13 protein-coding genes are annotated in these 12,039 nt (G+C 69.9%); 5 read left to right on the forward strand and 8 right to left on the reverse strand.

All coding sequences use genetic code 11. The features are described 5' to 3' along the window. Positions 1-9 precede the first annotated feature (9 nt). The 3 genes from ACIRG5_RS20305 to ACIRG5_RS20315 are packed head-to-tail and all read left to right on the forward strand — an operon-like array spanning position 10 to position 2,446. Positions 10-507, forward strand: a complete 498-nt coding sequence (locus ACIRG5_RS20305) for a hypothetical protein (protein WP_402906643.1) — start codon at positions 10-12, stop codon at positions 505-507. After that, positions 507-1,199, forward strand: coding sequence for a response regulator transcription factor (locus ACIRG5_RS20310; RefSeq protein WP_402906644.1), 693 nt, complete (start codon positions 507-509; stop codon positions 1,197-1,199). Before ACIRG5_RS20305 ends, ACIRG5_RS20310 begins: the two co-directional genes overlap by 1 nt. Beyond that, positions 1,196-2,446, forward strand: a complete 1,251-nt coding sequence (locus tag ACIRG5_RS20315; protein WP_402906646.1) for a sensor histidine kinase — start codon at positions 1,196-1,198, stop codon at positions 2,444-2,446. Before ACIRG5_RS20310 ends, ACIRG5_RS20315 begins: the two co-directional genes overlap by 4 nt. Here the strand turns inward: ACIRG5_RS20315 and ACIRG5_RS20320 are convergent. After that, the gene (locus ACIRG5_RS20320) at positions 2,432-3,616 is read right to left on the reverse strand and encodes a YbiU family protein (RefSeq protein WP_402906648.1); all 1,185 of its coding nucleotides are present in this window, start codon (positions 3,614-3,616) and stop codon (positions 2,432-2,434) included. The genes ACIRG5_RS20315 and ACIRG5_RS20320 overlap by 15 nt on opposite strands. An 88-nt stretch (positions 3,617-3,704) precedes the next feature. Between ACIRG5_RS20320 and ACIRG5_RS20325 the strand changes: the two genes are divergently transcribed. Beyond that, a complete protein-coding gene (locus ACIRG5_RS20325) occupies positions 3,705-4,772 on the forward strand; it encodes an ROK family protein (RefSeq protein ID WP_402906650.1) in 1,068 nt (355 codons plus the stop codon). A gap of 1 nt (position 4,773) precedes the next feature. On the opposite strand, the gene ACIRG5_RS20330 is transcribed toward ACIRG5_RS20325, so the two are convergent. From ACIRG5_RS20330 to ACIRG5_RS20355, 6 genes are all read right to left on the reverse strand, one after another. Next, positions 4,774-5,511 carry a class I SAM-dependent methyltransferase gene (locus ACIRG5_RS20330; protein ID WP_402906652.1) on the reverse strand — a complete coding sequence of 246 codons (738 nt, stop codon included), beginning with the start codon at positions 5,509-5,511 and terminating at the stop codon, positions 4,774-4,776. Between the two features lie 90 nt (positions 5,512-5,601). Beyond that, positions 5,602-6,171, reverse strand: coding sequence for a helix-turn-helix domain-containing protein (locus tag ACIRG5_RS20335; RefSeq protein WP_402906654.1), 570 nt, complete (start codon positions 6,169-6,171; stop codon positions 5,602-5,604). A 10-nt stretch (positions 6,172-6,181) separates the two neighbouring features. Continuing rightward, positions 6,182-7,249, reverse strand: coding sequence for an FAD-dependent oxidoreductase (locus ACIRG5_RS20340; protein WP_402906656.1), 1,068 nt, complete (start codon positions 7,247-7,249; stop codon positions 6,182-6,184). 107 nt (positions 7,250-7,356) lie between these two features. Continuing rightward, positions 7,357-8,499: a galactonate dehydratase gene (gene dgoD, locus ACIRG5_RS20345; protein ID WP_402906658.1), complete on the reverse strand. Its 1,143-nt coding sequence runs from the start codon at positions 8,497-8,499 to the stop codon at positions 7,357-7,359. Further along, positions 8,496-9,176, reverse strand: coding sequence for an SDR family NAD(P)-dependent oxidoreductase (locus ACIRG5_RS20350; protein ID WP_402906659.1), 681 nt, complete (start codon positions 9,174-9,176; stop codon positions 8,496-8,498). Before ACIRG5_RS20350 ends, dgoD begins: the two co-directional genes overlap by 4 nt. Positions 9,177-9,186: 10 nt before the next feature. After that, positions 9,187-11,202: a hypothetical protein gene (locus tag ACIRG5_RS20355; protein WP_402906660.1), complete on the reverse strand. Its 2,016-nt coding sequence runs from the start codon at positions 11,200-11,202 to the stop codon at positions 9,187-9,189. 74 nt (positions 11,203-11,276) lie between these two features. Between ACIRG5_RS20355 and ACIRG5_RS20360 the strand changes: the two genes are divergently transcribed. After that, entirely contained in the window at positions 11,277-11,867 is a 591-nt protein-coding gene (locus ACIRG5_RS20360) for a bifunctional 4-hydroxy-2-oxoglutarate aldolase/2-dehydro-3-deoxy-phosphogluconate aldolase (RefSeq protein WP_402906662.1), read from the forward strand. Here ACIRG5_RS20360 and ACIRG5_RS20365 read toward each other — a convergent pair. After that, positions 11,853-12,035, reverse strand: coding sequence for a hypothetical protein (locus ACIRG5_RS20365; RefSeq protein ID WP_402906664.1), 183 nt, complete (start codon positions 12,033-12,035; stop codon positions 11,853-11,855). The two genes, ACIRG5_RS20360 and ACIRG5_RS20365, sit on opposite strands and share 15 nt — an antisense overlap. Between the last annotated feature and the right edge of the window lie 4 nt (positions 12,036-12,039).

Here is a 12,039-nt window from a genome sequence, read left to right on the forward strand (position 1 = left end):
GTTTTCGACGTGACCAACCCACTCGATCAGCCGCTCGAGAACGACATCTCGGCCGAGCTGAAGGAACGCAAGACGGGCTTCGGCAAGACGACGGTGATCCTCGGGGTCGCGGTGCTCGCCATCGTGGCGTTCGTCGGCGGGGTGTTCGTGCAGAAGTCCTTCGGTGCCAGCGAGACGCCGACTCGTACGAACGCGGCCGGGCGGCAGTTCCCCGGTGGCAACGGTGGTGGTACTCCCCCGTCCGGCACGAACCGGCAGGGCGGCGGCCAGTTCGGTCGGGGCACCGTCGGCACGATCGACCACGTCGACGGCACGACCGTGTACGTGAAGACGCAGAACGGCCAGGTCGTCAAGGTGTCCACTTCGGACACCACGAAGGTGGAGGTCACGTCGGAGGGCAAGCTCGCTGATCTCAAGGCCGGTCAGCAGGTCGTCGTGCAGGGTCAGGCGGGGTCGGACGGCACCGTGAGCGGGCAGACCATCACCCAGCGGCCGACCACCGGGTGATGCAGGATTCACGCGTGGAACGGGGCCGGTTGCTCGTCGTCGAGGACGAACCCAGCATCCGCGAACTGCTGTGCGCCAGCCTGCGGTTCGCGGGGTTCACCGTGTCGAGCGCGGCGACCGGCTCCGAGGCGTTGACGGCGGCTCAGTCCGACACGCCCGATCTGGTGTTGCTCGACGTGATGCTGCCCGACCGGGACGGCTTCGAAGTCGTGCGGCGGCTGCGTTCCAGCGGGGTGCGGGTGCCGGTGCTGTACCTGACCGCGCGGGACAGCACGGACGACCGCATCACCGGTCTCACGATCGGCGGCGACGGGTACATCACCAAGCCGTTCAGTCTGGAGGAGGTCATCGCGCGGGTGACCGCGGTGCTGCGCCGCACCCGGCCCGGCGTGCAGAGCGAGCAGCTGACCTGCGGGGATCTGTCGTTGGACGTGGAAAGTCACGTGGTCCGGCGCGGGGCGCGGGTCGTGGAGCTGTCGCCGACGGAGTTCCGGTTGCTGCACTACCTGATGCGCAACAGCGGACGGGTGCTGTCGAAGGCGCAGATCCTGGATCAGGTGTGGTCGCACGACTTCGACGGTGACGTCGGGGTGGTCGAGTCGTACATCTCGTACCTGCGGCGCAAGGTGGACGCCGTCGAGCCCCGGCTGATCCACACGGTTCGCGGCCTGGGGTACATGATCCGCAGATGACGTTGCGCGTGCGGCTGGTGGTCGTGCTCGTCGCCCTGGTGGCCGCGGGCCTGTTCGGCACGTGGCTGATCGGGTCGCAGGTGATGGAGCGCTATCTGCTCGGCCAGCTCGACGCGCGGCTGGACCGGGCGGCGTCGGTGTCGCGGGTGTTTCCGATGCGCGACAACATGATCCTGCGCGATGCGGGCGGGGTGCTGTCCGGGACGGCCTTCGAAGGCCTGCCCGCGTACGGGACGTTGACGCCCGGCGAGCACGTCACGGTGGGCTCGCATCGGCTGGTGATGCGGCAGGTCGACGGTGCCGAGCTCGTCGTGGTAACCGACCAGTCGGAGGTGGATCGGGCGGTCGACGATCTGCGGCTGGCGTTCCTGCTGATCAGCCTCGGCGCGTTGATCCTCGTCGGGATGGCCGGGTATGCGCTGGTCAGGGCTTCGACTCGGGCGTTGGAGGAGGTCGAGCAGGTCGCCGGGGAGATCGCGGCCGGTGATCTGTCGCAACGGGTTCCGGTGCGGCAGCCCGGTTCGGAGGTCGGGCGGCTGGCGTCGGCGTTGAACACGATGCTGGGGCAGATCGAGCAGGCGTTCGCGGTGCGGGTGAGCTCGGAGAACCGGATGCGGCAGTTCGTCGCCGACGCGTCGCACGAGTTGCGGACGCCGTTGACGTCGATTCGGGGGTACGCCGAGCTTTACCGGCAGGGTGCGGCAACGGATGCCTCCGAGGTGTTGAAGCGGATCGAGGACCAGGCGGAGCGGATGGGGTTGCTGGTCGAGGACCTGCTGCAGTTGGCGCGGCTCGACTCCGAGCAGCCGCTGACGTTGTCCACTGTGGACCTGGTGGTGCTGGTGAGCGATGCCGTGGTCGAGGCACGGATGCGGGACGCGGACCGGTCCGTCTCGTTGGTGCTGTCCGCGGGACCGGTGCTCGTGGAGGCCGACGAGGCTCGCGTGCGGCAGGTGCTGACGAACCTGCTGGACAACGCTTTGATCCACACGCCCGCCGGGTCGCCGATCGAGGTCCGGCTGGGCGCGGGCGAGTTCTCCGTCGCTGATCACGGGCCTGGGATGAGCGCCGAGCAGGCTTCGCGGGTGTTCGAACGCTTCTACCGCGTTGATCCCGCTCGTGGGCCTGGCGGGAGTGGGCTGGGGCTGGCGATCGTGGCGGCGCTGGTCGCGGCGCACGGGTGGCGGATCGAACTGGACACCGCGCCGGGTGAGGGCGCGGTGTTCCGGGTGCTACTCGGGGCGTGAGCGGTTCGGCCAGTCGCGTTCGTAGTGCTCTTCCGGGAAGTCGCTCGGGCTGGAACCCGTTGCGTAGGCGTGCTGGATTTCCCTGGCGTAGCGGTCGTTCCGGGGACATGAGGGCGCGGCCGGGATGTACATGACGTTGCCCCAGCCCTGCTGATCGGTGACGGGCGCGACGCTGTGGATCATGTCGCAGTGCCACCAGACCGAGTCGCCCGCCTGGACGTCCGGGATGCCGCTCAGCGCCTCGATCAGGAGTGCGTGGTACTTCTCGTTGACCGGGAAGACCTGGTTGACCGTGACGCCGCACATGTCGTCGTCCGGGACGTCGTCGAGCAGCGGGCGCAGCATCAGGTACGCCATGGCGGCGGGGATCGGGACGGTGTGCAGGACGCCCTGGTCGTGGGCCATGTCAGACAGTGCGGTCCAGCCCTGGAAGGTGCGGAACACCGAGCACATCGTCGTTCCGGGGTACTGCGGGCCGGTGGTGCGGTGGGCGGCGTCCCACGGGTCGTACTGCTCGGGCGTGCCGTTGAACAGGTGCCGGAACGCCTGCTGGTACTCGCGCGTCATCCACAGGTCGAGCGTGCCGGGGTCGAGGTGGGTGCCCAGGCCGTCCGAGTCGGCGCCGGGCGGGCGGCGGCGGATGCGGTCCGGGTAGCCGACGTCCTTCGCCGGGTCGAACCAGCCTTCGTGGTGCCACAGGCCGTTCAGGAACTGCTGGACCGTCGCCATGCGCTGGTGTCGCCTGGCTTGGGCCTGCGCCTCGGACCAGTAGATCGGGTAGATCTCGGGCTTCGAGCCGACGCTGCCGAAGAAGTCGTCGCCGGGGCCGTGGTAGTTCTCGAAGAAGTCGTTGCCCTCGACGTAGTCCACAACGGACTTGTCCCAGGCCAGGGCCTGCTCGCGGTCGAAGTGGTTCCGCACGACCAGGCAGCCTCGGCGGCGCACCAGATCGGTGCTCGCCGTGCCCGCCTCGATGTCGGCGTAGTCGATCACCGGCCAGGCCTGACCGGCTTTGACGTCGTCGACCTCGCGCCGGATCTGCTGCTCGACGACCGCGAACACCTCCTCGACGCTGCGGCCGGACGCCTCGATGTTCGCCCGGATCGCCTTCTTCACCTCCCGGATGGCTTTCAGCAGGTCAGCGGGCGTTGTCTCCCAGTTCGGCAGCACGTGCGACTCCTTCCAGTAAAGCCTCCTAACTTAGAACCATAGGCGTGTCGGACCTTTGTGGGCAAGACCCCTAACTAGAGTGCTGCGCGTGACCAGGCCGTCCCAGGAGTTGCTGCGCTCGATCTCGGACGAGCACGTGCTGCGCTCGTTGATGTCCGCCCGCAAGCTCACGCGGGCGGAACTGGCGGTGGAGACCGGGCTGTCGAAGCCGACGGTGAGCGAGAGCGTCCGCCGTCTCGTGGACCAGGGCCTGGTCGCGGACACCGGTGAACGCACGCCGGGCGGCCGCGGCAAGGGCCGGGTCGGCTCCTTCTACAGCCTGGCCGAGGACATCGGCGTCGCGCTGGTCATGACGATCGCACCGGACGGCGTGACCGCCGAGTGCGTCGACGCCTACGGAGACATTGTCGGCCGCACCCACCACCCGATCGCCGACCCGGCCGAAGTGGCCGCCGCGCTGCCGTCGGTCGCGGCGGAAACCGTTGCGGCGCACAACGTCCGACTGTGCACGGTGAGCGCGGCCGATCCCGTCGACCGGCGCACCGGCAGGCTCGTGCAGTTGCCCGACTCGCCGTTCCTGGTGGGAGAACTGGATCCCGTCGCGGTGCTGGGGCCGTTGCTGCACGGGCCGGTCGTGGTGGACAACGACGTGAACTGGGCGGCGCAGGCCGAACACGCGGCGCTGGGTGTCGCGGACTTCGCCTATCTCTTCTTGGGCGAGGGCCTGGGTTGTGCGGTCGTCTCCGACGGCGAGGTGCGGCGCGGGCACTCGGGGCTGGCCGGTGAGATCTCGCACCTGATCACGGCGGGGCCGTCCGGCGCGACGCCGTTCATCGAGGTGTTCGGCGAACTCGGGCTACGCCGGCCGGGGACGACCGCGATCGACGTGGCGCGGCTGCGGACGTCGGATCCTGTCGTGCTCGCGCGGGCCGTCGGTGGTGTCGTCATGGCGTTGGTGACGCTGGCCGATCCCGAGGTCGTCGTGATCGGCGGTTCTTGGGGACCGTCGTTGCTCGGTGCGATCAAGGCCGAGTGTTCGCGGTTGCCGCGTCAGGTCGACGTGGTCGCGGCGTCCGTGGCGTCTCCGTCAATGACCGGTGCGCGGGCGGCCGCTCTCGACCTGCTGCGAACGGCGCTCGTCACCGCGTCGCGTTAGGTCATTTCCTCGCCGCCCACACAGTGCGTTCGGTGCGCAGGAAGAGGTCCTCGCGACGCACTGCTTCGTCGGCCGCCTCGGGGCCGAACTGCCTGCGCAGAACGATGTGCGCGTAGCGTTCCACTGCTTCGGACCGTTCGATGTGGACGGTGACCGTGCGTTCGCCTTCGACGGTGAACCCGGCCTCGGTCAGCTTCGGACCCCAGTCCGCGCCTCGGTGGGGCAGGCGTTCGTCGTGGGCGTCCGGGGCCTGTTCGGGGAAGAACTGCGGCATGCCGGCGAGTTCGACGACGGCCAGCAGGCCCGCGGGGGCGAGGGTCTTGTGGAGTTGGCCGAGGGTGTGGGCCGGGTCGGCCATGTGGTGCAGGGAGGCCGACGCCCAGATGAGGTCCGGGGTGCCGAGGTCCGGCCAGTCGGAGTCGAGGTCGGCCAGGACCGTGTGGACCCGGTCGGCCAGGCCTCGTCCGCCTGCTTTCTCGCGCAGTCGCTGGAGGTGGTCCAGTGAGGAGTCGACCGCGGTGATGTGGGCTTCCGGGTAGCGGGCCAGGAGGGCGAACGTGCCCGCGCCCGTGCCGCTGCCCAGGTCGACGATGTGGCGGGGGTTCGAGGTGGGCAGCCAGTCGATGATGTCGGCGGTGTGGGTGGCGAGGAGTTCGGCGTCGAGGTCGAGGATCTCGGCCTGGTCGTGCCCGTGCCCGTGCCCGTGGCCATGTCCGTGACCGTGTCGTTCGTCGCTCATGCGGTCAACGTAGGTCCGCCGTGCGCTAGATGCACGGCTGCTTGCGCAAGACGCAAGAAGATCGGCCCGTCCGGTGCCGACCGCGCAAGATCACGCCTTCTTGTCGGCGTTGTGGCCGCGCCGCGCCTCCCGGTCGAAGATCCCGAGGATCTCGCACGGACCACCCGCCGTGCCGATGGCGTGCGGCAGCATCGTGGGGAACTCGGCTGCCTGGTTCGTCTCCACCCGGAACCGCCGGTTGCCCAGCAGCAACACCGCCGTGCCCGACAGCACCACCAGCCATTCGCGGCCGGAGTGCGCGCGGAGTGAAGCGGGGTTGTCGGGCGGCGGGGTGGTCATCCGCTGGCGCATGACGGTCATGCCCGGCTCCGCCTTGATCGGCCAGCGCATGGTGCCGTGCGCGCCGTCGAGCATCGGGCTGACGATCACGTCGTCGGTGTCGGTCTCGACCAGCTGGTCGAGCGTCGTGTCGAGGGCGCGGGCGAGCGTGACGAGCTGGTCGAGGGCGAGGCGGCGCCGGCCGTTCTCGATGCGGCTGAGCGACGACGGACTGAGCCTGGCGCGGCCGGCCAGCTCGTCGAGTGACCAGCCCTGGGCGACCCGGAGCGCGCGGATCCGTTTGCGCACCAGGCCGTCCAGGTCGCCATCCTCTTGGATCATGGGCCCGATGCTAGGCGTCGATGAGCAGGTCGAGCAGCTTCTGCGGGGGCTCGTCGCCGAACAGGCTCTGGAGCATCTCCTCGGAGTCCTCCGCGGTGTGGGCGGCGCGCACGAACATCGCCTCCTCGTACTCGGTGAGCGCGGTCTCCACGTCCTTCGTGGCGAGCGCCCGGCCGAGTTCGGCGGCGTCCAGCATGGCGAGGTTGGCGCCCTCGCCGTTGGGCGGCATGAGGTGCGCGGCGTCGCCGACCAGGGTCACCCGCGGCACCCGTTCCCAGCGGTGCCCGGTCGGCAGGGTGTAGTGCGGGCGGAACACCGGTTCGGTGTCGGACTCGGTGATCAACGCGGTGAGCTCGGGTGCCCAGCCCTCGAACTCACCGACGATCTTGGCGAGGTCGTCGAACCAGTCCAGCGGCCGGCTGAACTCCACGTACGCGTGCAGCGTGTCGCCGGCCTCCCGGTGAGCGAAGATCCCCTTGCCCTGGCCGGGGGCGAACATCGAGCCGCCACCGACCACCTTCGCGATCTCCGGGTGCCGCGTTTCGGCGTCGTGGAGGTAGGTCTCGACGAACGACATGCCGGTGTACTCGGGCTTGGCGTCGGAGACCAACGCCCGCACCCGCGACCACGCGCCGTCAGCACCGACCAGCACGTCGGCGTCGACGGTGCCGCCGTCTTCGAACGTCACCGTCCTACCCTGGACGCCGGTCACCTTGCAGCCCCACCGGACCGTGCCTGCCGGGAGCGAGTCGAGCAGCATCTGCCGCAGGTCGGCGCGCTGCACCTCGGGACGGCCGCCCGTGCCGTCGTCGCCCTGCTCGTGCAGGACCTTGCCGTCGGACTCCAGCACGCGGATGGCCTGTCGGCCCGGCAGGACCAGGCTCTGGAACTCGTCCATCAGCCCGGCCGCCTCGACGGCGATCTGGCCGTTGTAGTCGTGGATGTCGAGCATGCCGCCCTGCGTCCGTGCCGTCGGCGACTCCTCCGCCTCGTAGACGGTGGACGGGATGCCGTTGACGTGCAGCACACGGGCGAGCGTGAGACCGCCGAGACCGGCACCGATGATCGTGACGTGCATTGATGGGCTCCCCTGGAGATCGTGCCGCCTCCCTGACGGCACGACCAGGTTCACCCGGCGCGCTGACAGCCGACGCACACGTCACTGGCAGCCGCTGACAGGCCCTGTCACCACTCGGCGAAGCTGCCGTCGTCGTGCCGCCAGATCGGCGACCGCCACGCGTGCCCGGACTCGGCCGCCCTGCGCACCGCCGCCTCGTCGACCTCGACGCCCAGGCCGGGGCCGGTCGGCCGGGCGATCCAGCCGTCCACGACCCGCACCGGCGCCGTGTCCACCAGATACGACGGGTCGGAGCCGTTGTAGTGCATGCCCGCGCTCTGTTCCTGGATCAGGAAGTTCGGCGTGGTGAACGCGACCTGCAACGACGCCGCGAGCGAGATCGGCCCGAGTGGACAGTGCGGCGCGATCGACGCACCGTAGACCTCGGCCAGCGCCCCGATCCGGCGCAGTTCCGAGATGCCGCCCGCGTGCGACGGGTCGGGCTGCACGACCGCGACACCGGCGTCGAGGACGGGCTTGAACTCCCAGCGCGAGAACAGCCGCTCCCCCGTCGCGATCGGCACCGTCGACGCCTGCACCACCGACGCCAGCACCTCGGCGGGCAGTTCGGGCAGCACCGGTTCCTCGACGAACATCGGCTGCACCTCTTCGAGCATCCGCACGAGCCTGCGCGCCATCGCGGGCGAGACGCGGCCGTGGAAGTCGATCGCGAGATCTCCTTGTGGGCCAAGGGCTTCCCGCGCGTCACGAGCGCGCTTCAGCACGGCGTCGGCTTCGGCGGGCGAGGCGATCGGGCGCATCTCCGCGGTGGCGTTCATCTTCACGGCGCTGAACCCTGCCGCGACCTGCCGTGACACCGCGTCGAAGATGTCGTCCGGGCGGTCGCCGCCCACCCACGAGTACGCGCGCACCCGGTCGCGCACCGGGCCGCCGAGCAGTTCGTGGACCGGTAACCCGCGTGCTTTGCCGGCGATGTCCCAGAACGCGTGGTCGTAGCCGGAGAGAGCGGACGACAGGACGGGGCCGCCGCGGTAGAAGCCGCCGCGGCGCAGGACCTGCCACAGGTCCTCGACGCGCAGCGGGTCCTGGCCGATGACCAGGTCGGACAGTTCGTGGACGGCGGCGCGGACCGTCTCCGCCCTGCCCTCCACGACCGGCTCGCCCCAGCCGCTCACCCCCTCGTCGGTGCTCACCTTGAGGAACAGCCAGCGGGGCTCGACCAGGAACGTCTCGACCGCCGTCACCTTCATGAGCTGTCCTTTGCCGCGGACCAGCCGCCGTCGACCAGAAGCTCCGCGCCCGTCACGAACGACGCCGCCGGAGACAGGAGGAAACCGATCACCGAGGCCACCTCCGCCGGGTCGCCGAGGCGCCCGGCTGGGGTGGCTCGGGCACTGCGTTCCCGATCCTCGGCGGAGACCCGGTCCCAGGCCGCTGTCAGGACGGGACCGGGCAGCACCGCGTTGAACCGGACGTCCGGCGCGTACTCGACGGCGAGCTGGCGGGTCAGTGCGACCAACCCGCCCTTGGTGGTCGCGTACGCGCCGTGGCCGGGAATGCCGAAGTGCGCGTGCACCGACGACACGAGCACGACCGAGCCCTTGCGTTCACGCAACGACGGCAGGCAGGCCTGGACGCCGTGGAACGTGCCGCCGAGGTTGACCGCGAGTTGGCGTTCCCACTCGGCCGGCGTCGTCGCGTCCAACGGCTTGACCGCGACCGTGTAGGCGTTGCTCACCAACGCGTCCACGCCGCCGTCACACAGCTCGATCGCCCGCTGCCAGGTCTCCGGATCGCTGACATCTCCCCGCACGGCCACATCACCGAGCAGGTCGATCCCGACGACCCGGTAGCCGTTGTCCGTCAGGTGTTTCGCCGTCGCGGCACCGATTCCGGCTCCCGCACCCGACACCACCGCGCACTTCATGCACGTTCTCCTAGAGCTTCTGCCGGTAGACCCTGTTGTCCGGCCCGCGCACCACAGTCCACGCGGAGCCGTCCGGACCAGCAGTAGCACCGACGGCGCCGACGAGCGAGTTGCTCCGGAACTCCGGACGGTTGAACCAGCCACCCCAGACACCCGCGGAGGAGTTGATCTGCCAGAGCGTGTAGTCGCCGGCCCGTGCGAACAGGTAGATCCGGTCCTGGAACTCGACCAGGGTCGGGCTGCCGGAGATCACGCCTCCGAGTGACGTCCACTGGCCTCCGCTGACCGGGCGAACCCAGACAGCGTCGGCGGCGGTGCGGACGGCGACCTGGCCGCCGGCGACGCTGGGCCTGCCGTAGATCGGGGCGTCACCGGGGGCACCGAGTGAAGTCCACGAGCCGCTCTTGTAGAGCCAGACCCTGCCGTCCTCGCCTCGGGCCACGATCGTGCCGTCGGCCGAGACCGAAGGGGCGTCGGTGAGCTTGCCGCCCAGCGACTTCCACGAGCTCCAGTGTCCGTTGTGGAGGGTGCGCTGCCAGGCCCGGTCGTCGTTGCCGCGAACCGTGACCTCGACGTCGGAGCCGACGGTGCGGACGGCGGGCTGGCCCTGGATCGCCTTGCCCAGGCTCGACCACTGGCCGCCGCGCAGCATCTTCAGCTCGCCGCCCGTGCTGCGGCTGAACACCAGCGCTTCGTCGCCGACCCGTGCGATCGCGGGTGAGGCGGTGGCGTTGGAGCCGATGGCCTCACCGGGGACGAGGTCCGTGCCGCGCAGCTTGAGCATCGCGGTGCCGTGCGGAGGAACCGTCACCGTGTACTTGTCGGTCGTCGTGCCGCGGTCGACGCGGGCCCGCAGGTCACGCACCGAAACGTTGCCCTTGAGGCCGGCCTGGGCGACGTTCACCGTCATCTCGGCGGGCACGTCACGGCGGTTGAGCAGCACGACCGAGCGCTCGCCCTTGCGGGACAACACCTTGCTGTAAACATCGGTGTCACCGGTCGAGGCGACCCGGACGCCCTGGACGGCGAGCGGGTCCTGGTTGACCGCGAGGATCTCGGGGTTCTTGAGCGTGTTCACCATCGACGGCGGCAGCGTGCGCGGGTCGGAACCGACGATCAACGGCGAGGACATCTGCGCCCACATCGCGAACTGCGAGGTCGACTCCTCCTCGTTGAGCTCGTAGGTGCCCTGCTGCGTCCTGCGCATCGGGATCAGGTAGTCCGGGTCGTTGTAGTGGCCGGGGCCGTTCGACTCGGGGTGCGCGGCGTTGCGGTCCATGTTGCGCAGCACGTCGCGCCAGATGCCCTCGTACGGCGTGCCGAACGCGATGTCGGTGCTGGTGCGCCACGAGTCGCCGGCGAGCGGGCCGAACGTGTACGAGATGTCGGCGGTCTGGTCGGGCTCGTGCGGAACGCCCCACTCGCCGGTGACCGGGTTGCAGATGTTGAGGATCATCGGCCGGCCTGCTTTGGCGAGAGCCTTGCTGAAGTCCGTGAACGCCTGCGCGGGCTTGAGGTTCGCGAAGATGCCGCACAGGAAGTCGACCTTCACGGCGTCGAACTTCCAGTCAGCGAACCGCTTCGCGTCCTTCTCGTAGTAACCGCCGCCGCTGCCGACCGCGCAGTTCTTGCCGTCGGACGGGCCCGCGTCGGTGTAGATGCCCGCCTTGAGGCCCTGGGCGTGCAGGTCCTCGACCAGCTTCGGGAGGCCGCCGGGAAACTTCGCCGGATCCTCGACCAGGTTGCCCCTGGCGTCACGCGGGGTCGGCGCGGTCCAGCCGCCGTCGATCCACACGATCTTGTACCCGGCGTCGCGCATCCCGCTGCTCACCAGGAAGTCGGCGACACCGCGCACGTCCTTCTCGGTCGGCGCGCCCAGGCCGTAGTACGTGTTCCAGCCCATGTACGGGGTTTTGGCGACACCGCTGTCGTAGTAGGTGGGCGCTCCTTGGTCATCACCTGCGTGAGCGGGTGCCGCCACCAGCGACATCAAGGCGATGGCCAACGCGACTCTGCGAACCGGCATGCCCGTGAGCCTCCCCCGCGCCTGTTACAGGTGTCAAGAATAATTCGTAATTTATGTGTAGTAGGCTGGCGGGCGTGAGCTACCGCTACGAGATCACCCAGGCAGTCGTGCGGCAGGGCGTCATCGCGATCGTTCGCACCGCGTCCGCCGCCACCGCCGTCGAGGCCTCCGTTCCGTTGCTGGACGCGGGTCTCACGTCCCTCGAGCTGCCGTTGACGAACCCCGGTGCGCTGGAGGCGATCCGGCAACTGCGCGCGGACTACCCGTCGGCGGTCATCGGCGCCGGTTCCGTGCTGGACGAGACCTCCGCCGTCGCCGCGGTGCATGCCGGGGCGCAGTTCCTGGTGGCGCCCAACCTGAACGTGGCCGTGATCCAGGCCGGGCATCGGTACGGCGCCGCCGTTCTTCCCGGCGCCGGGTCGGTTTCCGAGGTCGTGCAGGCGTTGGAGGCCGGGGCGGACGCGGTGAAGGTGTTCCCCGCGCCGACGCCCCAGTGGGTGCGCGACGTGCTCGCCGTGCTGCCCTACGCGCCGCTCGTGCCCACCGGTGGCGTCGCGCCGGCCGATGTCCCGGCGTGGCTGGAGGCCGGGGCGGTGGCGTGCGGGGTCGGGTCGGCCCTCGCCCGCACGCCGATCGACGAGATCAAGGCGCTACTGCGGCGCTGACCAGCGTTCGATGATCCGGGTGGCGTCGGACGGGGAGATCGGCACGAACTCACCGTCGCACCGGCCCCTGCTCCAGTCCTCCTGGAGGTAGCTGTCCCGCCACCCCGCACCGGGCAAGTACCGCTTTTCCCCGCCGTAGAGCCCTGTGGGAGTGCGGATCGTTCGCAACAGA

The sequence above is a fragment of the Lentzea sp. NPDC102401 genome (genome assembly GCF_044765805.1).
Lineage (GTDB): Bacteria > Actinomycetota > Actinomycetes > Mycobacteriales > Pseudonocardiaceae > Lentzea > Lentzea sokolovensis.

Coding starts and splice junctions, on each gene's coding strand:
- ACIRG5_RS20350 (WP_402906659.1), bottom strand. CDS start 9,176: ATGAAGTGCGCGGTGGTGTCGGGTGCGGGAGCCGGAATCGGTGCCGCG.
- ACIRG5_RS20330 (WP_402906652.1), bottom strand. CDS start 5,511: ATGAGCGACGAACGACACGGTCACGGACATGGCCACGGGCACGGGCAC.
- ACIRG5_RS20355 (WP_402906660.1), bottom strand. CDS start 11,202: ATGCCGGTTCGCAGAGTCGCGTTGGCCATCGCCTTGATGTCGCTGGTG.
- ACIRG5_RS20315 (WP_402906646.1), top strand. CDS start 1,196: ATGACGTTGCGCGTGCGGCTGGTGGTCGTGCTCGTCGCCCTGGTGGCC.
- ACIRG5_RS20335 (WP_402906654.1), bottom strand. CDS start 6,171: ATGATCCAAGAGGATGGCGACCTGGACGGCCTGGTGCGCAAACGGATC.
- dgoD (WP_402906658.1), bottom strand. CDS start 8,499: ATGAAGGTGACGGCGGTCGAGACGTTCCTGGTCGAGCCCCGCTGGCTG.
- ACIRG5_RS20340 (WP_402906656.1), bottom strand. CDS start 7,249: ATGCACGTCACGATCATCGGTGCCGGTCTCGGCGGTCTCACGCTCGCC.
- ACIRG5_RS20310 (WP_402906644.1), top strand. CDS start 507: ATGCAGGATTCACGCGTGGAACGGGGCCGGTTGCTCGTCGTCGAGGAC.